Source organism: Parabacteroides sp. 52 (assembly GCF_010500925.1).
Lineage (GTDB): Bacteria > Bacteroidota > Bacteroidia > Bacteroidales > Tannerellaceae > QVMG01.
Genome location: NZ_QVMG01000009.1, coordinates 31,243 through 58,165, shown reverse-complemented (window position 1 = coordinate 58,165; position 26,923 = coordinate 31,243). Strand labels below are relative to the sequence as shown.

Below are 26,923 nucleotides of genomic sequence, written 5' to 3'. Positions count from 1 at the left end.
CTAATCTGCGATTCGTTCATCGTTCATCGTTTGTTTATGGATAAGGCTTTCTGCTTTGGCAACAGCGTGGTTGATGTCGCTGCAGATGTTTTCGATTCCTATCTTCTTGTCGAAGCCGGATTTGACCAGCATATGGCGCACTTCGGTGTTTACACCTGAAAGGATGATTTGTATGTTTTCAGACTGGGAGAGGCGCAACAGGCTTTCGAGGTTATGCAGTCCTGTTGAGTCCATGAAAGGTACTTTCCGCATACGGATGATACGCACTTTGGGTTTGTCTCCGAGGGTCTGCATCACCCCGTCAAACTTATTGGCAACCCCGAAGAAGAACGGACCGTCTATCTCATATACTTCGACCCCTTTAGGCAGTATGAGTTTCTCTTCGTCGCGTTGTATTTCTCCTTCCTGGGAGAGGTCGACGACGTCCCGGACAACGGATACACGCGTCGTATGCATCACCCGGCGCATGAAGAGCAACATGGCCATCAGTAATCCGATCTCGATGGCAATCGTCAGGTCGAAGATAACGGTCAGGAAGAAGGTGGCCAACAGGACATAGACATCACTTTTGGGATTTTTCAAGAGAGAGCGGAAGTTACGCCATTCGCTCATATTGTACGATACGATGATCAATACGCCAGCCAGGCAGGCCATAGGAATATGTACGGTCAGGGGACCCAGGAATAATAAGATAAGTAATAATACCACCGCATGAATAACCCCTGCCACAGGAGTCCGTCCGCCATTGTTTATATTGGTCATTGTGCGGGCTATAGCCCCTGTTACGGGTATACCGCCGAAGATGGGGACAACGATATTGGCGGCTCCCTGTGCAATTAGTTCCGTGTTGGAATTGTGTTTGTCGCCTGTAACCCCATCGGCTACCGTCGCGGATAATAAAGATTCGATCGCTCCCAGCATGGCAATGGTAAAAGCGGAAGGCAAGAGGCGGTTGATTGTCTCCATATTGAATGATATACTTTCCGGTTGCGGCAACGAAGCATCAATGGTGAACCTGTCACCAATGGTCTCGATGGCCGTAATGCCCAGTATATTTCGCATGACGTACACAAGCAGGGTCATGACGATAATAGCGATCAGCGATCCGGGAACCTTTTTGGATATTTTGGGTGTGTATACGATAATCACGATGCTGATGATACCGATGAGTAGGGACCACCAATTGATTGTCTGTATACTTTGAAAGTAGGCAATCCATTTCGATATGAAATCTGCCGGCACTCGTTCCATGGTTAATCCGAACAGGTCTTTCATTTGTGTGGTAAAGATGGTCAGGGCGATACCGCTCGTGAAACCGACAACAATCGGGTAGGGGATAAATTTGATGACTGTACCCAATTTGAGTACTCCCATGATAACCAATAGGATACCGGCCATCACGGTGGCGATAGCCAGTCCTTCGATGCCGAAATTCTGGATGATTCCATAAACGATGACGATGAAAGCGCCTGTCGGTCCCCCGATTTGTACACTGCTCCCTCCCAGGAAGGAGACGATAAAACCACCAATGATAGCTGTGATTAACCCTTTTTCAGGGCTTACTCCGGATGCGATACCGAACGCGATAGCTAAGGGAAGTGCTACGATCCCAACAATAATACCGGCCATCAGGTCGGACAAAAACTTTTCTTTTGAATAGCTTTGAATAGCTTTGAAAAGTTTAGGCTGAAAGTCAAATTTGTTCATTTCAATACTAAATACCTGATTAATTGAGACCGCAAAGTTATAAATAAATACAAACGGAAGCTAAATAACTTGAAAGAGCTTTCGGAAAATCTTTCCCCTTTACAAATTTGAGTCAGGCCTTGTATATGAACGCCTGTATATATGCTTTTTTATCCTCTTTCCGGTATCGTTTTTTCAAAAAAATCGAATAAGGATTGAACCTTTTACGGCCTTTATTCGTTTTGTATATACATGCGATGAAACGAAAAGGGAACGATAAAAAGAAGGGGCGGCGATTGTTTTCCGATTCTATGGCCGGAACGTTATCAATTTTGTTTATCTTTCGATAAATATTATCTAGTTAAATCATACGCCGTATCATTTTACAGTTCTTACATTTGTCTATCATTTTAATTCAGCGGTTATACAAACTCGCAATTATTCTTACATAAAAAAATAAAGCATTATGGAAAAAAGTATCAAAGGAACCCGTACGGAACAAAATTTATTAAAGGCGTTTGCTGGTGAGTCTCAGGCAAGAATGCGTTATACCTTCTTTGCCAGTGTGGCTAAAAAGGAAGGGTATGAACAGATTGCAGCTGTTTTTACAGAAACGGCTGACCAGGAAAAGGAACATGCGAAACGTTTCTTTAAATTCCTTGAAGGCGGCATGTTGGAAATAACCGGTTCGTTTCCTGCCGGAGTGATCGGGACGACTCAAGAGAACCTGGCTGCTGCCGCTGCCGGAGAGAACGAAGAATGGTCTGATCTCTATCCCGCTTGGGCGGATGTGGCTGCAGAAGAAGGATTCCCGAAAATCGCAACGGCTTTCCGTATGATCGCCAAGGTGGAGGTAGAGCACGAAAAACGCTATCTTCAGTTATTGCAAAACATAGAATTGAATCAGGTATTTGAAAAAGAAGAAACGACCCTGTGGCAATGCCGTAACTGTGGTTTTGTTTCTGAGGGCAAGAGTGCTCCGGTACAATGTCCGGCCTGTGAACACCCACAAGCTTACTTTGAACCGATGAAACAAAATTATGCCTGATTTCGAAAAAGCATTTCAGATAATTCGTTAACTTTGGGGAGGATTTTCAAATCCTCCCTTTTTATTTTTAATAATAAACGATATGAAAAAGCTTTCCTTTTTATTTTTTCTCTTTATCCTTCCTTTCGTCGCTTTGGCTCAAAGTGATTTTAAGATTGCATACGGTCCTTATCTGCAAGGGATGACCGAACATGAAGTTACCGTTGTATGGACCACCACCAAAGACGCCGTTTCCTGGGTGGAACTGGCTCCTGATGATGGCAGTCATTTCTATGCGGAAGAACGTCCTCGCTTTTACCAGACAAATTTCGGAAAGAAAGAGGTCGGCACCTTGCATAAGGTGAAGATCACCGGTTTGCAGAAAGCGACTTCTTATCGGTATCGTATCTATTCGAAAGAGGTAACTGCCTTCGAACCTTATTTTGTCGGTTATGGGAAGGTGGCGGCCAGCAATGTGTATCGCCAGAATCCTTATGTGTTCAAGACATTAGACTTGTCTAAGCCGGAAATGACATTTGCCATGGTGAATGATATCCATGAGAACAATGAACTATTGGGGAACCTAATCAAGAACGTCGATCTGAAAGAGATGGATTTTATCCTTTTCAACGGAGATATGGTAAGCAATATGTTCTCGGAAAAACAAGTGTTTGACGGCTTCGTTACCCAGGCTTCTAAATCGTTTGCTGCGGAGCTTCCTTTCTTTATGGCCCGAGGCAATCATGAGACCCGTGGCACCTTCTCCAATGCATATATAAACTATTTCCCAACCCCTACCGGGCAACCTTATTATGCGTTCCGACAGGGTCCCGTTTTCTTTATCGTATTGGACGGAGGAGAAGATAAACCGGATAGTGATATTGAGTACCATGGCTTGGCTGCTTTCGACCTATACAGGGAAAATCAGATCAACTGGTTGAAAGAAACACTTGAGAGTGAGGCTTTCAAACAAGCACCTATAAAGATCGCCGTTATGCATGTGCCCCCGATCCGTTCGACCTGGCATGGTCCGATACAGGTGAAGAAACATTTTATTCCTTTGTTGAATGCTGCCGGTATCGACTTGATGTTAAGTGCTCATTTGCACCGGCATCACTTTATCCCGAAAGGAGAGGAAGACTGTAACTTTCCTATCCTGATAAATTCCAACAAACATATTGTCCGGGTTCAGGCGAAGGATAAACAAATAACCTTACATATAACCGATGATACGGGTAAATTTGTGAAAGAGATAAAATTGTAAATCGAAAAAAAGAATAGAAATGTCTGCACAAGAGTTAGAAGCTGTTGTGCAGATTTTTTTTGTATGTTTGTAAGATGAGACTGGTTTATATTTTTCATAGTGGATATGTAATTGAAGCAGATGGTTTTGCGCTATTGATAGACTATTTCAAAGATACGGGCGTATCTCCTGTCGAGGGATATGTACACGATACGCTCTTGTCGCGTCCCGGTAAATTATATGTCTTGTCCTCTCATTTTCATCCCGATCATTTCAATCCGGAGGTGTTGGAATGGAAGAAGCAGAAAGCAGATATTCAATATATCTTTTCCCGGGATATCCTGCGCCATAAGAAGGCAAAAGCCGAAGATGCACTTTATTTGATGAAAGGCGAGCAATATCAGGATGAGAATCTGAAGATAAAGGCTTTCGGATCTACGGATATAGGCATCTCCTTTTTAATAGAAATAGAGGGGAGATTTATTTTTCATGCCGGCGATTTGAATAATTGGCATTGGAAAGACGAGTCTACAGCCCAGGAGGTGGCAGTGGCAGAAAGGAATTACCTGAATGAACTGGAATTGTTGGCCAAGACGACACCGCATTTAGACGTTGCCCTGTTCCCCGTCGACCCTCGCCTGGGGAGTGATTTTGCCCGGGGAGCCGAACAGTTTATTCACCGTATCGAGACCGGTTTATTTGCTCCGATGCATTTTGGAGAAAGGTATAATAAGTTACTCCCTTTCAAACAATATGCGCAGGAACGGGGCGTGCCATTTGCCGGCTGGACGGAAAAAGGACAAAGTGTAGACATTTAAATAAATGAATTTATGGAAATAAAAGGAAGATTTGATCATTTGAATATCAATGTGTTGAACCTGGAAAGAAGCATAGCCTTCTACCATAAAGCCCTCGGCCTCAAAGAGCATCACCGGAAAGAGGCGGCAGACGGTTCTTTCATTCTTGTTTACCTGACGGACGAACAAACGGGTTTCCTTCTGGAACTTACCTGGCTGCGTGATCGCCAGGAGTCGTATGAACTGGGAGATAACGAAACGCATCTGTGTTTTCGTGTGGCTGGTGATTACGATAAGGTACGTGCCTATCATAAAGAGATGGACTGTGTCTGTTTTGAGAACGAAGAGATGGGCCTGTATTTTATAAATGACCCCGACGATTATTGGATTGAAATATTGCCGGCCTGATAAGAGATTGTGAAGAATGGAAAGTGGAAATGTGAATGAATCAAAAACTTTTTACTTTCAACGATCCACTTTCAACAATTTTGGTATATTTGCTACCCGGTAAAAATACTTTATTATTAATCCTAAAAATGAATAACATGGAAAAACCTTATGTAATAGGGATAGATATTGGTGGAACCAATACGGTGTTTGGTGTTGTGGATGCAAGAGGACAGATCTTGTACAGTAGCTCAATCAAGACAGGAAAGCATGCAGATGTAAATGATTATGTGGCGGAACTGGCGAAAGGATTGGAAGGCGTTATAGACCAGGCCGGTGGATACGATAAGATCAAAGGAATCGGTGTAGGGGCTCCGAATGGAAACTTCTTCAACGGATGTATTGAGTTTGCCCCGAATCTACCCTGGGAAGGTAAAATTCCTTTGGCACAATTGATTAGTGAATCGGTAAATGGAATCCCTGTTGCATTAACAAACGATGCGAATGCTGCGGCTATCGGAGAGATGACTTACGGAGCAGCCCGCGGGATGAAGGATTTTATTGTGATCACATTGGGAACAGGTGTGGGTAGCGGTATCGTTGTCAATGGTAATCTGGTGTATGGTCATGATGGTTTTGCCGGTGAGCTGGGGCATGTGATCATTCGTCGTAACAACGGACGTATGTGTGGTTGTGGTCGCCAGGGTTGCCTGGAGGCGTATACCTCCGCTACCGGTGTAGCCCGTACAGCCCGTGAATATTTGGAAATTCGCAAGGATGAAAGTGTATTACGTGATATTAATCCGGATGACATTACATCTAAAGATGTATACGATGCAGCCATGAAGAATGACAAGGTTGCTCTTGAAATATTCGAAGTTACCGGTCATATGTTGGGTGAAGCGTTTGCAGACTTTGTGGCTTTCTCCAGCCCGGAAGCGATTATTCTTTTCGGAGGCTTGACAAAAGCAGGTGACCTGATCATGAACCCGATCAAGGAATCTATGGAAAAGAATATGTTGAAGGTATTTGCCGGAAAAACAAAATTACTCTTCTCTCAACTGAAAGAAAGTGATGCTGCCGTTTTAGGTGCCAGCGCTTTGGGATGGGAAGCCAAAGGCTTAGAGTAATCTTTATACAATCATTGAGACAAAGACACAAAAAGACAGGGGGTAAAGGAATATTCCTCCTCTGTGTTTTTTGTGTCTTTATTTTTATTCTTACCTATAGGAGACTTTGAACGAACTTTTTCCTATTATCCGAAAACAAAAGATGAGACATCCATTAGAGACATTCGAATATTGCCCGGTATGTGGGCAGCGCACATTTATGCCGACCAATGAAAAGGCAAGCCGGTGTGCCAGTTGCGGGTTTGTTTATTATTTCAATCCATCGGCGGCAGTAGCCTGTTTTATAAAAAATACAAAAGGTGAATTGATGATTGTAAGGCGGGGGCAAGCACCGGCAGAGAATACGTTAGATCTGCCCGGAGGATTTGTCGATATGTTTGAAACCGGAGAAGATGCAGTACGCCGGGAGGTGAAAGAGGAGACCAATCTGGATATTTCCGCTTGTCGTTATTTGTTCTCAATTCCTAATATTTATCCGTATTCCGGTTTTAAAGTGCATACATTGGATCTCTTTTTTGAATGTGAGGTGCAGGACTTTATGGGGGCTGTAGCCAATGATGATGCAGAAGAGATATGTATCGTTCGCCGGGAAGAGTTGAACCCGGAGGATTTTGGGTTGGAGTCTGTCCGTAAAGCAGTCTCTCTTTATCTGGCTGCCTATTAATTCTTTTTGTAATATACTATTCTATTACTTCGTTATGAATTCTATATCTTTGCAACTTTGAACCGACAGGCATCATCCGATGTTTGTAAATAAAAAAAGAGGAGTGATGAGAAAAAAACTTATTCCGCTGTGTCTGGTGCTTGTTAGTCATATGGCTATCGGTCAGCGATCGTATCAGTATGAAGCACCGGATCGTTTGTTTATGGAAGGTAAAGACTTCTTTGAGTTGAAAAACTATCCGGGAGCCATTGATAAGTTAGAGGCCTATAAACTGAAAGCGAAAGATGCCGACCTGATTCAGGAAGCTGATTATATGTTGGCTTATGCCGCTTTTGAGCAAGGAAGGGAAGATGCCGATCGGGTATTGAAAGAGTACCTGGACACTTATCCGGATGCGCGGCACCGGGATGAGATGAACTTCCTGGTAGCCTCTGTCTATTTTGACCGGGAAGAATATCAGAAGGCCATTTTCTGGTTTCATGAATCCAATATGGATCTATTATGCGTCGAGCAGCAGGAGGCTTATTCCTATCGCTTGGCATATGCTTTATTACAGACCGGAGAGGTTGAAAAAGCCAGAGGGTATTTTACCCGTATCCAACAAATCGGATCCACTTACCGGGAAGCTGCTTCCTATTATGTGGCTTATATCGATTATGTGAACGGTGCATACGAGGATGCTTTGGTAGCGTTCTCCCGCCTCAAAGACATACCGGCTTATAAGGAGCAATCGCTCTATTATATAACGCAAATCTATTTTATCCAAAATAAATACGAACGGGTTATCGGTGAAGGAGAAGCGTTGTTGACTGCCTATCCTTCCAGTAAGAATAACAACGAGATGTATCGTATACTGGGTAACTCTTATTATCATCAGGGTGATCAGGATAAAGCCATTGACAGGCTGAGTCAATATGTGTCTTCGGCAGAGGCTCCTTTGCGGGGTGATTTGTATATCCTGGGGGTATCTTATTTTAATAAAGGAAACTTCAATAGTGCGGTGAATGCTTTCGGGCGGACGGTTACACAGGATGATCTACTGACACAAAATGCTTATTTGTATCTGGGGCAATCTTATCTTCGGTTGAAAGATAAGAACAATGCGCGTATGGCTTTTGAAGCGGCGGCAACTGCCTCTTATGATGAACAGATACGGGAGGTGGCGTTATACAATTACGCCTTACTGATACATGAGACTCGTTTTACCGGATTCGGTGAGTCGGTATCTATTTTTGAAGACTTCCTCAATGACTTTCCGAACTCCCAATATGCGGATAAGGTAAATGACTACCTGGTAGAGGTGTATCTTACGACAAAGAATTATGATGCCGCTTTGACTTCCATTGAAAAAATAAAAAAGCCTAGTGCAAAGATACTCGAAGCGAAACAGGATATCTTGTTCCAGCTAGGTACGCAGGCCTTTACAAATGTAAAGTTGGAGAATGCATTGACTTATTTTACCCGGGCTATTGACTTGGGGACCTATAATGCGGATGCGCGCAATGATGCTTATTTCTGGCGGGGAGAATCCCTTTATCGTAAGGGGGAATTCCAGAAAGCGATCGCTGATTATCGTACCTACCTGAACAATACACGTCAACGAAATACGGATATGTATGCCTTGGCTCATTATAACCTGGGATATAGCTCCTTCAAACTCAAAGACTATAGTGAAGCTTTAAGCCGTTTCACGCAGTATACCCAGTTGGAGAAAGACCAGCGGGCGGCAACTTATGCGGATGCATTCAATCGTATAGGTGATTGTCTTTTCCATAACCGTCAGTTTGCACAGGCTGAAGAGAACTACAATAAAGCGGCAGAGGTATCTCCTTCGGCCGGTGATTATTCTATTTATCAGAAAGGTTTTGTATTAGGCTTGCAAAAGGATTATCGGGGCAAAGTAAGGGAGATGGATCGTTTGATCCGGGAATTCCCCGAATCGCAATATGTAGATGATGCCTTGTATGAGAAGGGACGCTCGTATGTCTTATTGGAAGAGGATAACCAGGCGGCTACGACCTTTGATATCTTGATGGAACAGTTCCCTCATAGCAGCCTGGCCCGTAAGGCTGGTGTGCAGCTTGGATTGATCTACTTCAATGGAAATCAACCGGAAAAAGCAGCAGCGGCATACAAACGGGTAATAAGTAATTATCCGGGAAGTGAAGAGGCACGTGTGGCTTTGAATGACTTACGGTCGGTATATGTGGATTTGAATGATATCCAGGCGTATACAACTTATGTAAACTCTCTGGGAGGGTATATATACATAGATGTACCGCAACAGGACTCTCTGACCTATATTGCTGCGGAGCGTCTCTTCTTGCGTGGTGACAATGATGCTGCCCGTCGTAGTATGGGGAATTATCTGCAGAACTTCCCGGAGGGAGCCTTTCATTCGAATGCGAATTATTATCTGGGAAGTATAGCCTTTACCAATAAAGAGTATGAGAATGCCAAACAATACTTTGTGCGTGTACTGGATAGCGGGGATACGAAGTTCAGAGAAGAATCTTTGGCGCGTAAGGCAGAGATCGAATACCTGAATAAAGACTATGCAGAGGCAATGACAACATTCAAACAATTGTCGGCATTTGCGGAAAACCCGGTGAATAAAGAAGCGGCTAAATTAGGCCTTATGCGTTCTGCCCAGTTCTTGGAGCAACCGAAAGAGGCTTTGTTGGCTGCCAATGATTTGTTGAAAGATTCCAAACTCTCTCCCGAATTAATAGCCGAGGCCCGCTATATACGGGCGAAAGCACATATATCACTGGGACAAGAGACTCTGGCAGTAGATGACCTGAAGGAGCTTAGCAAAGATACCCGTACCGTGCATGGGGCGGAAGCGAAGTATTTGTTGGCGCAGGGATATTATGACAATAATGACGATGCCCAAGCGATCCAGATACTGGAAGAATATGCCAAGAATGGGACTCCCCATCAGTATTGGTTGGCACGTGGTTTTATCTTGTGGGCAGACATTTACATCCGTCAGGGAGATGATGTACAGGCGCGTGTGTATCTGAATAGTTTACAGAACAACTATAAGGCAGATGACGACATCGCCGGGATGATTGAAGACAGACTGGGAAAACTAAAGAAATAAAACATGATGAAGACGATCAATAAAATAAAAGTATACGGTGTCGTAGCCCTATTGGGCGCTTCGTCCATGGTAAGTGCACAGGAAGATGCGACAAACTATATGAACCGGGAGATGACGCTTGAGCGGGAGTATGATCCTTCTGTGCAAGACGCGAATAAAGTGAATACACTTCCTGTTATCAAAGAACCTGAAGTGAGAAAGATTCCGATTGATTATGCTTCTTTTGCATTGCCGACGGATCCGATGAAAGAAATTCATCTCTTATCTTCAGGCAATATCCTGACGGATATCTCTTATAATAAAAAGAGAGGATACCTGAGTCTGGCAGGAGGAACCTATATGAACCTGAATGGAGATGCCGGATATCATATTCTGAACTCGGATAAAGATCAGTTGAATATATTCTTTTCCCACCGTTCGACGCATGGAAAGCTGCAATACCTGCAGAATGAGGAGAAGATAAAGGCGAAATTAAATGATAACCTGGGCGGGCTTAATTTCCGCCACCACTTCGAAAAAGCCTCTTTCAAATTGGGGGCTCATTATGGGTATTCAACATTTAATTATTATGGGTTGCCGCTGGATATATCCATTCCTACAGCTACAGGGATAATAAATCCGAAAGCAGATCGTGAGACCAAACAGGTCAATCAGACCATTCATTTTTACACGGGAATAGCTTCCAGAACAGAAGATGCTCCTATTGGGTATTTGTTCGACCTGGCTTATACGAACTTCTCTTATAAATATGGCTTTAATGAAAAGCAAGATGGGCCTACCGAGCATAGCCTGAACGGGAAGTTTGATATAAATATCCCGGTTCTTACCGATCAGCGTGTGGGCTTGAGTGGGAATATAAACTACTTCAATTACAATCAACCGGCGGAACTTATTGTCGGAGATGTTGTCTATGCTACTTCTTTTGAAAATTATATGGAAGCGACCTTGTCACCTTATTACAAAATGGATGGTGGCAGTTGGCATGTGCACCTCGGTGTAAACGCTATGTTTTTCACTGGAGATAATAAGAAGTTTATGGCATCGCCCAATGTATTTGCCGATGTAGAGGTGGCAGATAAAACGGTATTATACGCACAGGCTACAGGTAAATTGCAGTCCAATAGTTTGTACGAGGTGTCCCGTATTAACCGTTATATCAACCCGAATACAGGATATGTCCCTTCCCGCAATTGGCTCGACAGTAAAGTAGGACTCAAAAGCGGAGTTGCTCCTGGTTTCTGGTTTGATGTTTTTGGGGGGTATAAGATCATAAGTGATGATTATCTTTTTATATCCGGTATGAGCTATTTGGATAATGATTTTGGGGGACAAATGGCGGCAGCCGGAGATATGGACTCCAAACTATTGTTTGCAGGTGTTCAGTTTAAATACAACTATCAACAATTGTTTGATATGCATCTGAAGGCTGTGTATAATCATTGGACTACAGAGTTGGATAGCGATTGGGATGAGTCGTATAAGGAGTATGAAATATCCTCTTTGGGAAGACCGCGGTTTGAATTCAATGCTGGCTTGACAATCCGTCCGATACATAAGCTGTCCCTGGCCTTGGATTATAACCTGGCTACCGATCGGTATGCCTTATATGGAGGCAATCAGTTTAAGTTGAAAAATATCAATGAATTGAATCTTACAGCCTCTTATACAGTCAACGATACCTTTGGTGCGTATGTGAAACTGAATAATCTCTTATTCCAGAAATACGAACTTTATTATGGCTATCCCATGCAGGAGTTCAACGTTATGGCCGGGATTAATATAAACTTTTGAATTAAGTATAATAAAGAACCCAAAAGGGGCTGTCCGAGTTTGGGACAGCCCCTTTTAGGTTTAAATCGTCATTGCTTATCATTTAATCAATCGGAGAGAAATCTTCTTTACCTACACCACAAGGGGGGCAGGTCCAATCTGCCGGAAGATCTTCAAAGGCTGTTCCTGGAGCTATTCCGTTTTCAGGATCTCCTTCTGCCGGATCATACACATATCCACATACGTTGCATTCATACTTTTTCATGTCTCTTTCTTTTATTTGTTATTAAATGGGGAATCTTTACTTAATTTATTAACAGTTGGAGCGGAGGATATGTTCAATGCCTTTTGTCTCATTCGACTTTTTGACTATAATTAGGATCCCCCCGTATTTTAGGGAAGAGCTTTCCAATCGGTTGAATTTCGAAGAAAAGGAGGAAAGATGAATGATTAACAGCTAACGATTAATATTTAGTGATGAGTGGTTAGTGTTTAGTGATGAGTGATTAGTGACCGGCACTCTCTCGGCTCCTCTTCTTGGATAAGAAGAGGGGGACCGCCGGCGTAGCCGGTGGTGGAGCAGTTTGATGTATTACTGTGTTGAATATTAAATATATAAACCCATGTGAAGTGGCAAAAAACAGGAGTGAAAAGTTATTACAAAATAAGTATATGCATTTATAAAGAATTCAAACTGCTCCACCACTGCAAGCAGCGGTCCCCCTCTTCTTATCCAAGAAGAGGAGCNACTGCAAGCAGTGGTCCCCCTCTTCTTATCCAAGAAGAGGAGCCAGGATAGTGCTAGTCAATAATAATTAATTGTAAATTATAAATTGTTAATTATAATCTTTCACGCTTCACTCATCGTTCATCACTAATCACTAATCACTAATCACTAATCATTCATCATTAATCACTCAAAAAGAGGTGTGCTCATTCTTTATCATTCATACGATAACTGAGTGCGCCGGAAGGACAAGTCTTTATCTGCATTATCAGATCGTTTGTCGTTGCATTCTCTATTGTAATCCAAGGTCTTTTTCCGGGAGAGTAGACCCGGGGTAATGTTTGCACGCATATACCGGAATGACAGCATAAATCCGGTTGCCAAATGATTGTTATCTCCCCATTGCTGTATTCATGTTTTTTATTCATTTGTTTTCGTTTTTGAGGGTTTCTTTGTGTTTGTTGTAAAACAGAGGATGTTACATTATTGTTTATAAAAGTAGGCTATCCGTTCTGCATGAAAGACTTTCTAAGGTAGATATACAATTTATAACCCCTTGTCACGTTAGGTATTAAACGTAAATGCTTACCTTTGCGCCCGACTCTTCGCGCAGGGGTAGTCTTTTTTGCAACTAATTATCACACTTTATACATACGTATGGGAAAATATAAACTAATCAACAACGTATTGGGATGGGCTACTTTCCTGATCGCTTTTACTGTTTATCTGATGACAATGGAGCCGACAGCCAGTTTTTGGGATTGCGGGGAGTTCATTTCTTCGGCGTACAAACTGGAAGTGGGTCATCCCCCGGGTGCCCCTTTCTTTATGTTAACGGCTAACCTGTTTACCCAGTTTGCATCGGATGCAACCCAGGTTCCGGTAATGGTCAATGTCATGTCCTGTTTATTCAGTGGGCTGACCATTTTGTTTCTTTTCTGGAGTATTACCCATATGGCGCGTAAGATAGTCGTTACCGAAGGGCAAGAGATGAGTCCGGCACAACTGATCACCATTATGGTGAGCGGGCTTGTAGGGGCTTTGGCATATACCTTCAGTGACACCTTTTGGTTCAGTGCCGTCGAAGGGGAAGTCTATGCTTATTCATCCCTTTTTACAGCCGTTGTTTTCTGGTTGATCCTGAAATGGGAATCCGTAGCAGATCGGGCACATGCCGATCGTTGGATTGTTCTGATAGCTTACTTGATGGGGTTGAGTATCGGGGTTCACCTGTTGAACTTATTGTGTATTCCGGCGATTGTATTGGTCTATTATTATAAGAAATACCCAAATCCGACGATGAAAGGAACCTTAGTTTCTTTATTTATCTCTTTTGCTATCATTGCATTGATGATGTATGGAGTGGTACAGGGACTGGTAGAGGTTTGTGGTTGGTTCGAACTCTTCTTTGTCAATACCTTAGGTATGCCGTATAACTCGGGTGTCTTCTTCTATATTTTTATTCTTGCCGGTGTATTGGGCTGGGCCATTTGGGAAACCATGCGAGACACGGTTCATGCGAATCGTATGAAGATTGCTTTTATCCTTTCCATCGTCCTGTTGGGTATACCTTTTATGGGAGATGGATACATTGTAGGTATTCTGATTATAGTGGGGTTAACCATCTATATGTTTATGCGTAAAAACATTGCCATCAAAGCGTTGAACACGATCTTAGTGTCCCTGATGGTGATCGTTGTCGGATATTCCTCGTATGCCCTTATCATGATACGTGCGACAGCCGATACGCCGATGAATCAAAATAACCCCAGTGACATATTCACTTTGCGCACTTATCTGGCGCGTGAACAATACGGCAGCACTCCGCTTCTTTACGGGAATACCTATGCATCCGAAGTAAAGCGGGATGAAAAAGAAGGCACTTTAGTGACCAAACAAGGAAAGCCTACCTGGAGCAAAGTGATCAAAAAAGAAGGGGAAGAAACGAAAGATAAATACTTTATCTCGCGCTACGATACCGAAATCGAATACGTTGACGAACTCAAGATGTTATTCCCCCGCATGTACAGCAGTGACTCCCGCCATATAGAAGCCTATAAAGAATGGGGTATGGTAAAAGGCACGCCTGTTAAGATCAAGAATCGTTACGGAGAGAATACGACAGTGATGAAACCTACCTTTGCCGAGAATATCCGTTTCTTCCTGGGTTATCAATTGAACTTTATGTACTGGCGCTACTTTATGTGGAATTTCTCCGGTCGTCAGAACGATATCCAGGGACAAGGAGAAGTATCCAACGGCAACTGGATCACCGGTATCAAACCGATCGACGAAATACTGGTAGGTCCTCAGGACGATATGCCTCTCGACATAGCCAATAACAAAGGCCATAATGTCTATTATATGCTCCCTTTATTGTTGGGTATCCTCGGATTACTCTATCAGGCATATTCCGGTAAAAAAGGGATCCAAAGTTTCTGGATCACCTTCTTTCTCTTCTTCATGACCGGTATCGCCATTGTGCTCTACCTCAATCAAACGCCTTTGCAGGTTCGTGAACGCGATTATGCCTATGCCGGTTCTTTCTATGCCTTCTCCATCTGGATAGGTTTCGGGGTAGCCGCTCTCGCATCAGGGTTGCAGAGATATGGCAAGGCACCGGCTATGGTAGCCGCCTCATTGGCTTCTCTATTCGGCTTATGTGTGCCGATGCAAATGGCAGCGCAAAACTGGGACGATCATGATCGTTCCGGACGGAAGGTAGCCCGTGACTTTGGACACAATTACCTGGAGTCATGCGAACCCAACGCCATCCTGTTTACTAATGGAGACAATGATACATTCCCCTTATGGTATGCCCAGGAGGTGGAAGGCATCCGTACGGATGTACGCGTATGTAATACCAGTTACCTGCAAACCGACTGGTACATCGATCAGATGAAAAAAGGAACGTATGAATCGGCGCCTTTACCTATTTCCTGGACACGCGAAGATTATATCCAGGGCACACGCGACGTGGCCTATGTGGTGCCGGCTATCGAACAGCCGATCGATCTTCTGGCGGCCTTAAACTATGTACGTAGCAATGATCCACGGACGAAAAAGCTGCCGATGTATCGCCAGGAAGTGCCCAATATTCCTTCAGAGACGCTTCTCTACAAGGTAGACTCAGCCGCTGTTGTGAGAAACGGGGTATTAACACCCGAAGAGGCTCCATCTATGTTGAAAGAGATGCCGATCGACCTTAGCGACAAAGAGGCATTGGGCAAACATGAACTTATCATCCTGGATATGTTACAGACCAACAACTGGGAACGTCCCATCTATTATGCCATTTCGGTAAATAGTGATCAATATGTGAAACTGGATCCTTATTTCCGTCAGACCGGGCTGGCCTATCAGATCGTGCCGATGCATGTAAAGAACTCCGCCCAATCGGTAGATACAGAGAGGATGTATGACAATGTGATGAATAAGTTCAAATGGGGAGGACTGGATAAACCGGGCGTCTATGTTGATGAGAACGTGATGCGTATGGCCAAGAGCTATCGTACCGCTTTGTTCTCCCGTCTGGCTGCTTCCCTGATGGCAGAAGAGAAGAATGAAAAAGCATTGGCTGTACTGGATAAAGGAATGGAAGTATTGCCGGCTGAGAATATCCCCTTGGACTACAGTGCCCTCTCGTTTGCCGAGTTCTATTACGAACTGGGAGAATCGGAAAAGGCAGAGAAGATATTTACGGAAATCATTGAAAATGCGTTCCGCAATGCCAATTGGTACTTCCGTCTGAAACCCGGACAATTACGTTCTGTCGTGAATGAGCTGGAACATAACCTGGCTGTCATTCAGCAAATCCTGTATGTCAGCAAAGAATACAATCCAGGCTTCAGCAGTAAGTATCAGGAAGAATTCGATAATTACCGGATGGCCTATGGATCCATGCGCGGTAACAAAAGAGAGTAGTGTAAAAGAAATATGTTTATAGAACAACCACCCTGGTACTACAGGGTACTGTTCCCGGGAGTAACCTGGCGAATACCGGCCGAAGAGAAATGTGTCTATCTCACATTTGATGACGGACCGATTCCCGAGGTTACTCCGTGGGTTTTGGATGTATTGGATACCTATGGGGTGAAGGCCACCTTTTTCTGTGTCGGAGAGAATGTATACAAACATCCGCAGGTATATCAAATGATAATAGACAGAGGACATCAGGTAGGCAACCACACCTATAACCATATCCAGGGAATCCGTTTTTGGACAAAAAACTATCTGGCGAATGTAGATAAAGCGGCGGCGTTGATCGACAGTCCGTTATTCCGTCCGCCCCACGGGCATATGCGTTTCCCTCAAGTCCTCTCCCTTCGTAACCGCTACCGCATCATCATGTGGGATGTCGTTACCCGCGACTATAGTCCGCATATGACTCCCGATGAGGTGTTCCATGTTGTGAAAAAGTACAGTCGCAACGGATCCGTCATCGTCTTCCATGATTCCCTGAAAGCCGAAAGAAACATGAAAGAGTCTTTGCCCAAAGCCATTGCATGGTTACAGCAGCAAGGATATCAGTTCAAACTATTCAACAGATAATAAGAACCCATGAACAGGCTCTCCGCCTTTTTTAACTAAACGGCATATTGCCAGTTTATACAGAGTACGTATCTTTGTCCTCCAAACAAAGGAGGGCGAATGCGTAGAGAGAGAAGGAAAATCGGGTTGTCATTGATCGTGGTAATGCTAATGGCTATATTACCGGCCACCGCACAGGTAGCCTTTGGCGTACGGGCGGGTGCTTCTTATTCCTCCCTGACACAGAAGGTGGGGACGACTTATGAGTCGGGTGCACGTATGGGATATAGTATTGCCGGGATGATGGATATTCCGTTGTACAGACGGTTTTCATTGCGTCCGGAGATAGCCTTTGCCAATCAGGGAGGAGCCTGGTATTCTGTACCGGAAATGGGCAATATGGCTTTGCGTAACCGGTGTTGGTATTATTCTTTGCAGGTGCCGGTGAATCTGGCGTTTACTTTTCCTATTATGGACGTGCGGGTGAGTATCTTATGCGGTCCCGTTGCAGACTTCTCCCTGTTTGGGCGTATGACCAGCCGGCAGACAGGGGAAGATCTTGTTTTCGGCAATACACAAGAAAAAGACTTAAAGCCTTTCGACCTGGCTGTGAATGCCGGATTGGCTGTCGAATACAAACGTTATTTCTTCTCCATCAATTCTCTCTGCGGCACGTTCGACCGCCGGGCTGTAAAACGGGAAGGGGAGTCCAGGCTTTTCCAAAACAATGTCACTTTCTCTTTGGGCTACTTCTTTCGTCCGGCTCAATGAAAGAGATGATAGGTTCTTTACAAGATCTGCTGCACCTTAAAGACAAGTTCCATCCACAGCCAATAGCGTAATGCTTTTCCTAAAAACATAGAAACGCCTACGACCCATATATTGGCACGCAGGAAACCAAGAGCGACAGCGATAAAGTCGCCTATGCCCGGTAGAAACACAAAAAAGGCCATCCAGGAACCCCTGTTTTTCACCCACTCCTGTACGCGGTGTATCTTCACAGGATCCATTTTCAGGTATTTCTCTATCCATTCGGTCTTACCCAGCATCCCCAACCCATAACAGCTCATCCCTCCCAGAAAGTTACCCAAGGTGGCAGCGACCATGCAAGGCCAGTAGGAGGCACCGGCCAATAGTACACCTGTCAACACCACCTCGCTGCTGAATGGCAGGATGGTTGCGGCCAGAAAGGCGGCAATAAACACCCCAATATAACTATACTCTATAAGAAACTCCATAGACGTATCATCAACAGTGTCGGGAAGAAAATGACGGTAAATAGGAATACAGCTACCGTATACCGGTTGCGTCTGACGGAAAAGAAATGCCCTGTCAGAATAGCGGCGGGGATGCATGCCATATGCATGAACTCTTCGGCCGATTCTCTATAAAAGAAAAAGAACAAAAGTGACCAAAAAGCAAATTTGATCAGGAAAAAGAGGAAGAGGCGGGTCCGTAAGTTGTCTTCATGTTCGTGTGTCAGGATATTGATAGCGGCAGCCATCAAGAGAATGACAATATATATAAGATTTACCCAATCCAACAGAGGAGCTGCATCTTTTGTCAAGAAATGTATATCGAGTAGGGAAGCAAAAGGAACCGTAAATGCCGTATAGTCTTCCTGCCATACACACCATCCCAGTACTCCCCAATAGACAGTAGCCACCCCCAAGAGAGAAGCCACAAATGTCTTCAATGTCAAGGTGCGAAACCGGTACATTCCGTCCCAGAACAAAGGCAGGAACCACAATATATGGATCCACAACAGACTTCCGATGGCAATGATCAATGCCGTCTTAAACGATTTTACCGTTGCCTCCGGGTCATGATAAGAGGTGAAAAGCTGGTAAAGGGCCAGAATAAGGCAGAAGACCCCCACGGTAGTGGATTTTAACGGGAAAAAGTTGGCATTGGAACTGAGGAACAAGACGTACAACAGAAAAGGCAAGAGGGTCTTTTCCCGGATGAGCATCAGGGCATAGTTGGCGCGATACAACAGAAAAGCCCCACATAACATAAGCCCCAATCCGATCAGGTAAGTGAATATCTTATTGGGTAATAAACGGCAGATTTGATTCCACAAAGGAGAACCGGTCGGCTCCTCATATACAGGAAATCCGAGAGAGGTTATATACCCCATGATCCAGCAAAATAGACAAAGCCCCAATACACTGAAAGTGATAAAGGGCCTGTCTAAAATATATCTTTTCCCCAACGGGTATGTTGTTCCTCGTCCCGGCATACGGATGGTTTAGAGATCGAATCCGATATCGGAACGGAAATACTTCTTGTCGAACTGAATAGCTTTGGCTCCGGCGAATGACCGTGCCAGGGCTTCCTCTTTGTCTTTTCCATACGAGCTGACGGCAATGACACGTCCGCCACTGGTTAAGATCTTACCCTCTGCGGCTTTTGTTCCGGCATGGAAAACAATATTTTCCGGGGATACCTGGTCTAGTCCGGTGATTTGTTTGTCCTTTTCATAGGCTTCCGGGTATCCGCCACTTACCAACATCACCGTAACGGCAGCACGCGGATCCTGGGTCAATACCCGTTGGTCTAGGTCACCGGCGGCAACCCCTTCGAGTAGGTCTACCAGGTCGCTCTGGAGACGGAGCATCACCACTTCGGTTTCCGGATCACCCATCCGACAATTATATTCGATCACCATGGGTTCGCCTTTGACAGCGATGAGTCCCAAGAAGATGAACCCTTTATAATCGATGTTCTCCGCTTTCAGCCCTTCAACCGTCGGGCGGATAATGCGCTCGTCCACTTTGGCCATAAAGAGGTCGTCGGCAAAAGGCACAGGTGAGACGGCACCCATTCCTCCGGTATTTAACCCAGTATTGCCTTCGCCGATGCGTTTATAATCTTTGGCTACGGGAAGCACTTTATAATGTGTTCCGTCTGTCATCACAAAGACAGAGCATTCGATTCCGTCGAGGAACTCCTCGATGACGACTGTTTTACTGGCATCCCCGAACATGCCTTCCAGCATATCTTTGAGTTCCTTTTTGGCTTCTATCAGACTCTCGAGAATCAATACCCCTTTACCGGCCGCCAGTCCGTCGGCTTTCAACACATAGGGAGCGGAGAGAGATTCCAGAAAGGCATATCCTTCTTCCAGGTTCTCGGCCGAAATACTTTTATAACGAGCGGTAGGAATCTGGTGGCGCAACATGAATGCTTTTGCAAAATCCTTGCTCCCTTCCAATTGAGCCCCTTCTTTACTTGGGCCAATCACCGGGATATCTGCCAGGGAGGCATCGTTTTTGAAAAAATCATAGACTCCTTTTACCAACGGATCTTCGGGACCGACAACGACCATGCCGATTTGATTGCCTGTGACAAATGCTTTGATTGCTTCAAAATCGTCCGCTTTCATCGGTACATTTGTCCCTACAAGAGCGGTCCCGGCATTGCCCGGAGCGATAAAAAGATTTTTTACTTTTGCACTTTGTGCCATCTTCCAGGCCAATGCATGTTCACGACCTCCGGATCCTAAGAGTAATATATTCATGTCTTTTTAAGTATAAAGGATAAATTGTCTGTTTATGAACTGAAAGAGAAAAACTGTGCTTCCTCCCTCTTTTTATAATTAACAATTTACAATTCACAATTAATTATAGTTTCTCATCAAAATACCGTGTGATCTTTTCATACAGATGTACACGGTCTTTCCCGATCACATTATGTTCATGTCCGGGATATACAAAATAGTCGGGATACGTACGTGCATCCACACACGCTTTGAGGAAGCTCAGGCTGTGTTGCCATACGACTACGGGATCTACATCCCCATGGATAAGTAACAAATTCCCTTTCAGGTTTCCGGCTTTCTTCTTTAAGTTTGCCTGTTCATAACCTGCCGCATTCTCTTGCGGATGATCCATGTATCGCTCTCCATACATGATCTCATAATAATTCCAGTCGATAACCGGTCCACCGGCTACTCCGACTTTGAATACATCGGGATAAGTAAGCATCAGGTTTGTCGTCATAAAACCTCCGTAACTCCATCCATGCACACCGATCCGGTCAGCATCTACATAAGGCAGGCTTTTCAGAAACTCTACGCCTTTCATCTGGTCGGCCATCTCATGCACTCCTAAGTTGCGATGAATGACCTGTTCAAAGGCGCGTCCCCGGTTCGATGTACCCCGGTTATCCATGACAAAGACGACATAGCCCCGTTGAGCCATATAAATCTCCCATCCGCGCGTACCATACAGGAAGCCTCCTGTCACGAGCTGACTGTGCGGTCCTCCGTAAACGTATACGATGGTAGGGTATTTTTTTGTTTCTTCCCATCCTACGGGTTTCAATAGGCGGTAATGCAAATCGGTTTCGCCGTCTGCTGCCTTCACCGTGCCTGCCACAATCTGAGGCATGGTATATCCTTTATAAGGGTCTTTAGCCGTTAAGAGGGTGTTCAGTATCTTTCCGTCTTTTATGCGTACGATATCAATCTCGCGGGGTATTTCCGGAGTAGAATACGAGTCGATTGCATACAGTCCCGAAGGACTTATGGAAACCTGGTGAACTCCTTCTTTGTGTGTGAAACAATTCTTTTTCCCTGTTCTCAGATTGACCTGCCAGGCATATCCTTCCAGCGGGTTTCCTTCTTTTTGCATATGCTTCGGAAGAGGGGCGGTCGCTGTAAAGAAGATGTTTTCTCCTTGGGCATCGAAACCATATACCTGTTGTACCACCCAGTTGCCGGCAGTCAGTTGTTTGATTAACTGCCCCTTCGTGTCATAGAGATAGAGGTGGTTGTATCCGTCCCGATCGCTTTGCCATATAAACTGTGTGGGGTCATTGGGCAGGAAAAGAGGGGGAAAAGAAGGTTCTACGTACCGTTCGTTTGTTTCGGTAAACAGATCCGCTTCTTTCTCTCCTGTTAGGGCGGAATAGCGAACCATATGCATTTCATTCTGTTCCCTGTTCAGTTCAGCGATATAAATACTTTTTCCGTCGGGGCTCCAGGTGATATTTGTCAAGTATTTCTCCTTGGGTAAGCCGGTCTTCAGATAGGTAGTCTGTCCGGTGGCAAGGTCATAGATGCCGACTGTCACCTCATGGCTTTTCATGCCGGCCATGGGGTATTTATGTGGTTTCAGAGAAGCAGAGCGGGCATGGATATCTACCAATGGATAAGTGGTTACCATGCGTTCATCCATCCGGTAAAAGGCCAGGGCTTGTCCTTGCGGAGACCAGAACAATCCTTTATTGATACCAAATTCGCGTTGATGTACGGCTTGTCCGCAGACAATACCTTCTTCGGTTTCAGCTGTGACAGATTCTTCTTGATTCTGTGGGGAAAGGATTTTCACGTTATTACCTTCGGTAAAAGCCAGGTAACCGTTCGCTGGGCAATACACATAGTTGCTCCACTGGGTGTTCAATTTGTAGTCGGTCGTTATACGATCCTCTTTATAATTATAATGGATCCGGTGTTGTCGACTGGTAAAAACCAATACAGGCTCTAAACGGGAAGGAATAGAGAACGAAGGCAGGGAGCTGATCGTTTGCAAGCCGGCACGAGATAAAGCAGCATTCAGTTTTTCCAACGAGAGGGTGAATTGTTCTTTCTTTCCGGGAGCGGCAGTGAATAAGCTGTCTCCTTTTACATAGAGATAGGTATCCCCGCACCATTGTAACTGACGGATAGATTGCGGAACAAAGCGGCTATAGTTTTTCCCTCCGGGGATCAGATCCTCTAATGTAAACTCTTTTTGTTGTGCCATAAGTGATAAAGGCAATATACAGAGAAGGTATATCACCCGGATTTTTTTAAAATTCATCTTTTCCTCTCTTTTTAAAAGGTTTCTTGAAAGGGCGTTTGCCAAAGTCTTTATCATCCTTGTGGAAGGACTTTTTATCCGATCGTTTGTCGGCAAATTGTTTGCGTGCGGGGCGACCATCCGACCGTTCCTCTCCAAAGAAACGTTTTCCCGGAATAAAAGGAGTTCGGTCGTCTTCCTCTTCTGCGTGAGCCGCAGCAAAACGACGATCCGGACGGTCCATGCGGTCTTTTTTGAAATCGGGGCGACGGGCAATTACCTTTCGCTCGGCTTGTTCTCCGGCTTTTTTCACAAAAGGAGGGCGTTTGCCTTCTCCCTCCTCGTTGAGGGCTTTTTTATATTCTTTATTCTTTCCGTCGAACATCTCGAAACAACGGTATTCACATTCCAATGAACCGTTCAATAGTTTCATCTTCTCGCTGGGACGAAGGCCTATTTTATCAAAACATTCGTCTTTATAACTTAAGATCCATGCTTTATAACCGGTGAAGACGTGCTTCAATCTTTCTCCGATCATACCATACAATCCCAAGAGATCCCGGGTAGAGATACGTTCGCCATAGGGAGGATTGGTTACCAGGATGCCCGGTTGAGGCGCTTCTGTGAATTGCTGGAAGGGCAGTACGTTCAGTTCGATATATTTTACCAGTCCGGCACTGCGTATGTTTTTCTGAGCCGTTTCGATGGCTACTGGGGAGATGTCGTAACCATAACACTTATAATCGAAGACACGTTCTTTACTTTCATCGTTATAGATCCGGTCAAAGATCTCCTGGTCAAAGTCGATCCATTTCTCGAAAGCGAACTCTTTCCGATGGATACCCGGTGCAATATTCAAAGCGATCATGGCGGCTTCTATCAATAAAGTGCCGGATCCACACATCGGATCTACAAAGTTTGATTCGCCTTTCCATCCGGTTTTCAGGATCATGCCTGCCGCGAGTACTTCGTTCAGGGGCGCTTCTGTCTGTTCCACCCGGTATCCTCGTTTATGCAGACTCTCGCCGGAGCTATCGATCGATAGGGTACAGTCGTTATGGGAGATATGGATATTGATATAAAGATCCGGATTATTGACGCGCACGGACGGACGTTTCTCGTATTTCTCCATGAAGTAATCCACAATGGCGTCTTTGGTGCGATAGGCAACAAACTTGGAGTGATTAAAGTCTTCTGAAAAGATCACGGAGTCGATAGCAAACGTCTTCTCCAGGGACATATAATTCTCCCATTTTACTTTTTTCACTTCGTTATACACTGTATCGGCATCTTTGGCTTTAAAGTGATAGATCGGTTTTAGTATACGAAGGGCCGTACGACAACAGAAGTTCGCTTTATAAAGCAACTCTTTGTCTCCAGTGAAGGAAACCATGCGGCGGCCTATCTGCAGATCATTGGCTCCCAGTGTAGTCAACTCTCCGGCCAGGATATCTTCCAACCCGTAGAGGGTTTTGGCCACCATTTCAAAATTCGCTGTGCTCATTTTAATTGACAATTGACAATTGACAATTGACAATTAAAGGGTGCATGGGTGCAGAGATTAATATGTCTTCTGTCATTGTCTGTTAATACTCTAAGATTATATAGTTGTTATTGTTACGTTTCTTTTCATTGTCAATTGTCAACTGTCAATTGTCAATTGCGCAGGTACATCTTTTGTGACCCATACATTTCCACAAATGGTGGCACCTTCTCCCACGCGGATCCTTCCCAAGAGGGTGGCGTTGGAATAGACGGTGACATGATCTTCCAATATGGGATGGCGGGATACGCCCCGAATGGCATTTCCCTTTTCGTCGGGAGGTAGTTTCTCTCCGGCCAGACTTACTCCCTGGAATATACGTACATGATTTCCTATGATACTGGTTTCTCCAATCACTGTTCCAGTGCCATGGTCAATAGAAAAATGGTGTCCTATCTTTGCTCCCGGATGAATGTCTATACCTGTTTCCGAATGTGCCATTTCAGTGATCATCCGGGGGATAAAGGGAACATTTAAAAGATATAATTGGTGGGCGATCCGATAATTTACAATAGCCCGGAATCCGGGATAGCAGAAGATCACCTCTCCTGTGTTCTGTGCCGCTGGGTCGCTATTGAATGTGGCTTCCACATCCGTCGCAAGTATTTGGCGCATCTCCGGCAAGGTAGAGATAAAGGCTTCGGAAAGCTGTTTGGCCTCCATGGATATTCTGTCCGTAGGGCAAGACGCAGCATTTGTATCGGCAAAACAAAGGCCTGCAAATATCTGCTGTGTCAAAAGAGAATGTAGGGTCTGAATATTTACACCGGTATGGAAGCGCATAGATTGTATACTGATACGCGCTTGCCCATAATAGCCGGGAAAGAGAATGGCGCGGCATAAGTCCACGATTTCTTTCAAGACCTCTCCCGAAGGCAAGGCCTCTTCATCACGATATGCATGAAACAATTGATTGTACGAGGCTTCATCCGAAAGCTTTTCAATCGTTTCATGCAACACATGACTATGCTTATGTACATCCATTTGTAGGGAACAGTCTTTTTACCCGACAAAAATACATTATTTTTTTCGTTACCAGAGCAATACCAGCTTGAATAGTTTATCCCCCGGCCCCGGAACAAGATTAAAATCACTGTATTTTACATAAAAAGCGACTGAACCGGGCATATAATCCCAGGAATAATATTCAGTCCACAGGTCTCCGTATTGATTTTCATTCGGGAAACTGCAATTCAAAGAGGTTTCTACTTCATAGGAAGTACCCGGGTTCTGCACCAGATAGGCATGCACGAGCCCATCCTGATAAACCGTTCGGCTCAGTTCCGGCACATTCACCTCACACATATAATACGCATTCAGTCCTTGATTATCTTTGGATATTACCCAGTCTTCCGCATCAATAGAAATATCAATGATTTTTAATCCGAGAATACCCGGTTCTCCTGGAGGGCCCTGAGGTCCTTCACATGCTGTGAATGCCAATAATATCATTAATAAGAGTAATACATTCTTCTTCATAATTTTTTCTTTTTTGTTGTAAGCAATATACTTGTTATTCTTTGTGTGAATGAAACAGGGATTGATACCCTTCGGTTCAACGAAGTAGTTTTTCGATCACTTGCGGGTAATGTGCATATTCCAGGGCATGAACCTTGGTTGCCACATCTTCCGGTGTATCGGTTGGTGCTACAGGGCAGGTCGCCTGGAAAATGATATCCCCTTCGTCGTAATTCTCATTTATATAATGTATAGTAATACCCGATTCTGTATCTCCATCGGCAACCACCGCTTCGTGCACATGCATACCATACATGCCTTTGCCTCCGTGTTTTGGTAATAAGGCCGGATGAATATTGATTATTTTAGAAGGAAAAGCTTGCAGCAATGCATCGGATATCTTATTCATAAAACCGGCAAGTACAATAAAATCGATAGCATACTCAGCCAGTTTATCCAATACCGCTCTCCCCTCGACAAACTCTTCCCGCGAAAAAACAAAAGAAGGAATACCCAGTTTGTTGACTCTTTCGTGTACACCTACTTTGCGGTTATTGGATAAGACAAGGGGGACTTTAACAACTTCACTATCGGTAAAGTACCGGATAATATTTTCGGCATTTGTACCCGAGCCGGAAGCGAAAATAGCTATATTCTTCATATTTTGTGTTGAATTTACCCAAAGAACATGCACACGAAATGATAAAATGTGCAGTTTTTCGTATTTTTAGTCTATTATATTTGCTTTGTTAGATAAAAAATTCTTTTCTTTGCACTGCAAATTTAAGAAGTATATTCGTAATTATTAATTTAAATTTAAAAAGTTATGTCTGAAGTTGCATCAAGAGTAAAAGCTATCATCGTTGATAAATTAAGTGTTGAAGAATCAGAAGTCACTAACGAAGCGAGCTTTACTAACGATTTAGGAGCAGACTCTCTTGACACAGTAGAGTTGATCATGGAATTCGAAAAAGAATTCGGTATCTCTATTCCTGACGATCAAGCAGAAAAAATTACAACAGTAGGTGACGCAGTCGCTTATATCGAAGCTAACGCGAAGTAATTTCCT

Annotated in this window: 23 protein-coding genes; 12 read left to right on the top strand and 11 right to left on the bottom strand. The window is 44.3% G+C overall.

Features of this window, described 5'->3' with window-relative positions; translation table 11 throughout:
• Positions 1 to 1,707, bottom strand: a complete 1,707-nt coding sequence (locus D0T51_RS06970) for a SulP family inorganic anion transporter (protein ID WP_163727111.1) — start codon at positions 1,705 to 1,707, stop codon at positions 1 to 3.
• A 445-nt stretch (positions 1,708 to 2,152) separates the two neighbouring features.
• On the opposite strand from D0T51_RS06970, the gene rbr reads away from it, so the two are divergent.
• The 8 genes from rbr (at position 2,153) to D0T51_RS06930 (ending at position 11,831) form a co-directional block, all read left to right on the top strand.
• Positions 2,153 to 2,734 carry a rubrerythrin gene (gene rbr, locus D0T51_RS06965; RefSeq protein WP_163727109.1) on the top strand — a complete coding sequence of 194 codons (582 nt, stop codon included), beginning with the start codon at positions 2,153 to 2,155 and terminating at the stop codon, positions 2,732 to 2,734.
• An 82-nt stretch (positions 2,735 to 2,816) separates the two neighbouring features.
• A complete protein-coding gene (locus D0T51_RS06960) occupies positions 2,817 to 3,977 on the top strand; it encodes a metallophosphoesterase family protein (protein ID WP_163727107.1) in 1,161 nt (386 codons plus the stop codon).
• Positions 3,978 to 4,051: 74 nt separating this feature from the next.
• On the top strand, positions 4,052 to 4,774 hold the full coding sequence (locus D0T51_RS06955) for an MBL fold metallo-hydrolase (RefSeq protein ID WP_163727105.1): 723 nt from the start codon (positions 4,052 to 4,054) through the stop codon (positions 4,772 to 4,774).
• Positions 4,775 to 4,786: 12 nt separating this feature from the next.
• Entirely contained in the window at positions 4,787 to 5,161 is a 375-nt protein-coding gene (locus tag D0T51_RS06950) for a VOC family protein (RefSeq protein ID WP_163727103.1), read from the top strand.
• Between the two features lie 137 nt (positions 5,162 to 5,298).
• A complete protein-coding gene (locus D0T51_RS06945) occupies positions 5,299 to 6,270 on the top strand; it encodes an ROK family protein (RefSeq protein WP_163727099.1) in 972 nt (323 codons plus the stop codon).
• A gap of 142 nt (positions 6,271 to 6,412) precedes the next feature.
• Positions 6,413 to 6,934 carry an NUDIX domain-containing protein gene (locus D0T51_RS06940; protein ID WP_163727097.1) on the top strand — a complete coding sequence of 174 codons (522 nt, stop codon included), beginning with the start codon at positions 6,413 to 6,415 and terminating at the stop codon, positions 6,932 to 6,934.
• A gap of 106 nt (positions 6,935 to 7,040) precedes the next feature.
• Positions 7,041 to 10,040, top strand: coding sequence for a tetratricopeptide repeat protein (locus tag D0T51_RS06935; RefSeq protein ID WP_163727095.1), 3,000 nt, complete (start codon positions 7,041 to 7,043; stop codon positions 10,038 to 10,040).
• Between the two features lie 3 nt (positions 10,041 to 10,043).
• The gene (locus D0T51_RS06930) at positions 10,044 to 11,831 is read left to right on the top strand and encodes a TonB-dependent receptor (RefSeq protein ID WP_239056727.1); all 1,788 of its coding nucleotides are present in this window, start codon (positions 10,044 to 10,046) and stop codon (positions 11,829 to 11,831) included.
• Between the two features lie 82 nt (positions 11,832 to 11,913).
• Here the strand turns inward: D0T51_RS06930 and rd are convergent, their stop codons facing one another.
• Both rd and D0T51_RS06920 read right to left on the bottom strand, forming a co-directional pair.
• Positions 11,914 to 12,075 carry a rubredoxin gene (gene rd / locus D0T51_RS06925; protein WP_163727092.1) on the bottom strand — a complete coding sequence of 54 codons (162 nt, stop codon included), beginning with the start codon at positions 12,073 to 12,075 and terminating at the stop codon, positions 11,914 to 11,916.
• Positions 12,076 to 12,743: 668 nt separating this feature from the next.
• The gene (locus tag D0T51_RS06920; RefSeq protein WP_163727088.1) at positions 12,744 to 12,965 is read right to left on the bottom strand and encodes a (4Fe-4S)-binding protein; all 222 of its coding nucleotides are present in this window, start codon (positions 12,963 to 12,965) and stop codon (positions 12,744 to 12,746) included.
• A 229-nt stretch (positions 12,966 to 13,194) separates the two neighbouring features.
• Between D0T51_RS06920 and D0T51_RS06915 the strand changes: the two genes are divergently transcribed.
• The 3 genes from D0T51_RS06915 to D0T51_RS06905 all read left to right on the top strand — a co-directional run bounded on the left by D0T51_RS06915 (position 13,195) and on the right by D0T51_RS06905 (position 17,838).
• The gene (locus D0T51_RS06915) at positions 13,195 to 16,461 is read left to right on the top strand and encodes a DUF2723 domain-containing protein (RefSeq protein ID WP_163727085.1); all 3,267 of its coding nucleotides are present in this window, start codon (positions 13,195 to 13,197) and stop codon (positions 16,459 to 16,461) included.
• A gap of 12 nt (positions 16,462 to 16,473) precedes the next feature.
• Positions 16,474 to 17,088 carry a polysaccharide deacetylase family protein gene (locus tag D0T51_RS06910; protein ID WP_163727082.1) on the top strand — a complete coding sequence of 205 codons (615 nt, stop codon included), beginning with the start codon at positions 16,474 to 16,476 and terminating at the stop codon, positions 17,086 to 17,088.
• A 99-nt stretch (positions 17,089 to 17,187) separates the two neighbouring features.
• Positions 17,188 to 17,838 carry a porin family protein gene (locus tag D0T51_RS06905; RefSeq protein ID WP_163727079.1) on the top strand — a complete coding sequence of 217 codons (651 nt, stop codon included), beginning with the start codon at positions 17,188 to 17,190 and terminating at the stop codon, positions 17,836 to 17,838.
• A 17-nt stretch (positions 17,839 to 17,855) separates the two neighbouring features.
• Here D0T51_RS06905 and D0T51_RS06900 read toward each other — a convergent pair whose 3' ends face one another.
• The 8 genes from D0T51_RS06900 to purN all read right to left on the bottom strand — a co-directional run bounded on the left by D0T51_RS06900 (position 17,856) and on the right by purN (position 26,515).
• Positions 17,856 to 18,305, bottom strand: coding sequence for a YqaA family protein (locus D0T51_RS06900; RefSeq protein WP_163727076.1), 450 nt, complete (start codon positions 18,303 to 18,305; stop codon positions 17,856 to 17,858).
• On the bottom strand, positions 18,290 to 19,207 hold the full coding sequence (locus tag D0T51_RS06895; RefSeq protein WP_163727071.1) for a hypothetical protein: 918 nt from the start codon (positions 19,205 to 19,207) through the stop codon (positions 18,290 to 18,292). The genes D0T51_RS06900 and D0T51_RS06895 overlap by 16 nt, the downstream gene beginning before the upstream one ends.
• A gap of 111 nt (positions 19,208 to 19,318) precedes the next feature.
• Positions 19,319 to 20,590, bottom strand: coding sequence for a phosphoribosylamine--glycine ligase (purD, locus tag D0T51_RS06890; protein ID WP_163727069.1), 1,272 nt, complete (start codon positions 20,588 to 20,590; stop codon positions 19,319 to 19,321).
• Positions 20,591 to 20,693: 103 nt separating this feature from the next.
• Positions 20,694 to 22,874, bottom strand: a complete 2,181-nt coding sequence (locus D0T51_RS06885; RefSeq protein WP_163727065.1) for a DPP IV N-terminal domain-containing protein — start codon at positions 22,872 to 22,874, stop codon at positions 20,694 to 20,696.
• A complete protein-coding gene (locus D0T51_RS06880; RefSeq protein ID WP_203583340.1) occupies positions 22,864 to 24,357 on the bottom strand; it encodes a class I SAM-dependent RNA methyltransferase in 1,494 nt (497 codons plus the stop codon). The genes D0T51_RS06885 and D0T51_RS06880 overlap by 11 nt, the downstream gene beginning before the upstream one ends.
• A gap of 138 nt (positions 24,358 to 24,495) precedes the next feature.
• Entirely contained in the window at positions 24,496 to 25,380 is an 885-nt protein-coding gene (locus D0T51_RS06875) for a serine O-acetyltransferase (RefSeq protein WP_163727062.1), read from the bottom strand.
• A 48-nt stretch (positions 25,381 to 25,428) separates the two neighbouring features.
• Positions 25,429 to 25,875, bottom strand: a complete 447-nt coding sequence (locus D0T51_RS06870; protein ID WP_163727060.1) for a hypothetical protein — start codon at positions 25,873 to 25,875, stop codon at positions 25,429 to 25,431.
• 76 nt (positions 25,876 to 25,951) lie between these two features.
• Positions 25,952 to 26,515: a phosphoribosylglycinamide formyltransferase gene (gene purN, locus D0T51_RS06865; protein ID WP_163727058.1), complete on the bottom strand. Its 564-nt coding sequence runs from the start codon at positions 26,513 to 26,515 to the stop codon at positions 25,952 to 25,954.
• 165 nt (positions 26,516 to 26,680) lie between these two features.
• On the opposite strand from purN, the gene D0T51_RS06860 reads away from it, so the two are divergent.
• Positions 26,681 to 26,917: an acyl carrier protein gene (locus D0T51_RS06860; RefSeq protein ID WP_163727055.1), complete on the top strand. Its 237-nt coding sequence runs from the start codon at positions 26,681 to 26,683 to the stop codon at positions 26,915 to 26,917.
• The last annotated feature ends 6 nt before the right edge of the window (positions 26,918 to 26,923 follow it).

Excerpts from the sequence above, each read along its gene's own strand:
- D0T51_RS06970 (WP_163727111.1), bottom strand. The coding sequence starts at position 1,707 with ATGAACAAATTTGACTTTCAGCCTAAACTTTTCAAAGCTATTCAAAGC.
- rbr (WP_163727109.1), top strand. The coding sequence starts at position 2,153 with ATGGAAAAAAGTATCAAAGGAACCCGTACGGAACAAAATTTATTAAAG.
- D0T51_RS06960 (WP_163727107.1), top strand. The coding sequence starts at position 2,817 with ATGAAAAAGCTTTCCTTTTTATTTTTTCTCTTTATCCTTCCTTTCGTC.
- D0T51_RS06955 (WP_163727105.1), top strand. The coding sequence starts at position 4,052 with ATGAGACTGGTTTATATTTTTCATAGTGGATATGTAATTGAAGCAGAT.
- D0T51_RS06950 (WP_163727103.1), top strand. The coding sequence starts at position 4,787 with ATGGAAATAAAAGGAAGATTTGATCATTTGAATATCAATGTGTTGAAC.
- D0T51_RS06945 (WP_163727099.1), top strand. The coding sequence starts at position 5,299 with ATGGAAAAACCTTATGTAATAGGGATAGATATTGGTGGAACCAATACG.
- D0T51_RS06940 (WP_163727097.1), top strand. The coding sequence starts at position 6,413 with ATGAGACATCCATTAGAGACATTCGAATATTGCCCGGTATGTGGGCAG.
- D0T51_RS06935 (WP_163727095.1), top strand. The coding sequence starts at position 7,041 with ATGAGAAAAAAACTTATTCCGCTGTGTCTGGTGCTTGTTAGTCATATG.
- D0T51_RS06930 (WP_239056727.1), top strand. The coding sequence starts at position 10,044 with ATGATGAAGACGATCAATAAAATAAAAGTATACGGTGTCGTAGCCCTA.
- rd (WP_163727092.1), bottom strand. The coding sequence starts at position 12,075 with ATGAAAAAGTATGAATGCAACGTATGTGGATATGTGTATGATCCGGCA.
- D0T51_RS06920 (WP_163727088.1), bottom strand. The coding sequence starts at position 12,965 with ATGAATAAAAAACATGAATACAGCAATGGGGAGATAACAATCATTTGG.
- D0T51_RS06915 (WP_163727085.1), top strand. The coding sequence starts at position 13,195 with ATGGGAAAATATAAACTAATCAACAACGTATTGGGATGGGCTACTTTC.
- D0T51_RS06910 (WP_163727082.1), top strand. The coding sequence starts at position 16,474 with ATGTTTATAGAACAACCACCCTGGTACTACAGGGTACTGTTCCCGGGA.
- D0T51_RS06905 (WP_163727079.1), top strand. The coding sequence starts at position 17,188 with ATGCGTAGAGAGAGAAGGAAAATCGGGTTGTCATTGATCGTGGTAATG.
- D0T51_RS06900 (WP_163727076.1), bottom strand. The coding sequence starts at position 18,305 with ATGGAGTTTCTTATAGAGTATAGTTATATTGGGGTGTTTATTGCCGCC.
- D0T51_RS06895 (WP_163727071.1), bottom strand. The coding sequence starts at position 19,207 with ATGGGGTATATAACCTCTCTCGGATTTCCTGTATATGAGGAGCCGACC.
- purD (WP_163727069.1), bottom strand. The coding sequence starts at position 20,590 with ATGAATATATTACTCTTAGGATCCGGAGGTCGTGAACATGCATTGGCC.
- D0T51_RS06885 (WP_163727065.1), bottom strand. The coding sequence starts at position 22,874 with ATGAATTTTAAAAAAATCCGGGTGATATACCTTCTCTGTATATTGCCT.
- D0T51_RS06880 (WP_203583340.1), bottom strand. The coding sequence starts at position 24,357 with ATGAGCACAGCGAATTTTGAAATGGTGGCCAAAACCCTCTACGGGTTG.
- D0T51_RS06875 (WP_163727062.1), bottom strand. The coding sequence starts at position 25,380 with ATGGATGTACATAAGCATAGTCATGTGTTGCATGAAACGATTGAAAAG.
- D0T51_RS06870 (WP_163727060.1), bottom strand. The coding sequence starts at position 25,875 with ATGAAGAAGAATGTATTACTCTTATTAATGATATTATTGGCATTCACA.
- purN (WP_163727058.1), bottom strand. The coding sequence starts at position 26,515 with ATGAAGAATATAGCTATTTTCGCTTCCGGCTCGGGTACAAATGCCGAA.
- D0T51_RS06860 (WP_163727055.1), top strand. The coding sequence starts at position 26,681 with ATGTCTGAAGTTGCATCAAGAGTAAAAGCTATCATCGTTGATAAATTA.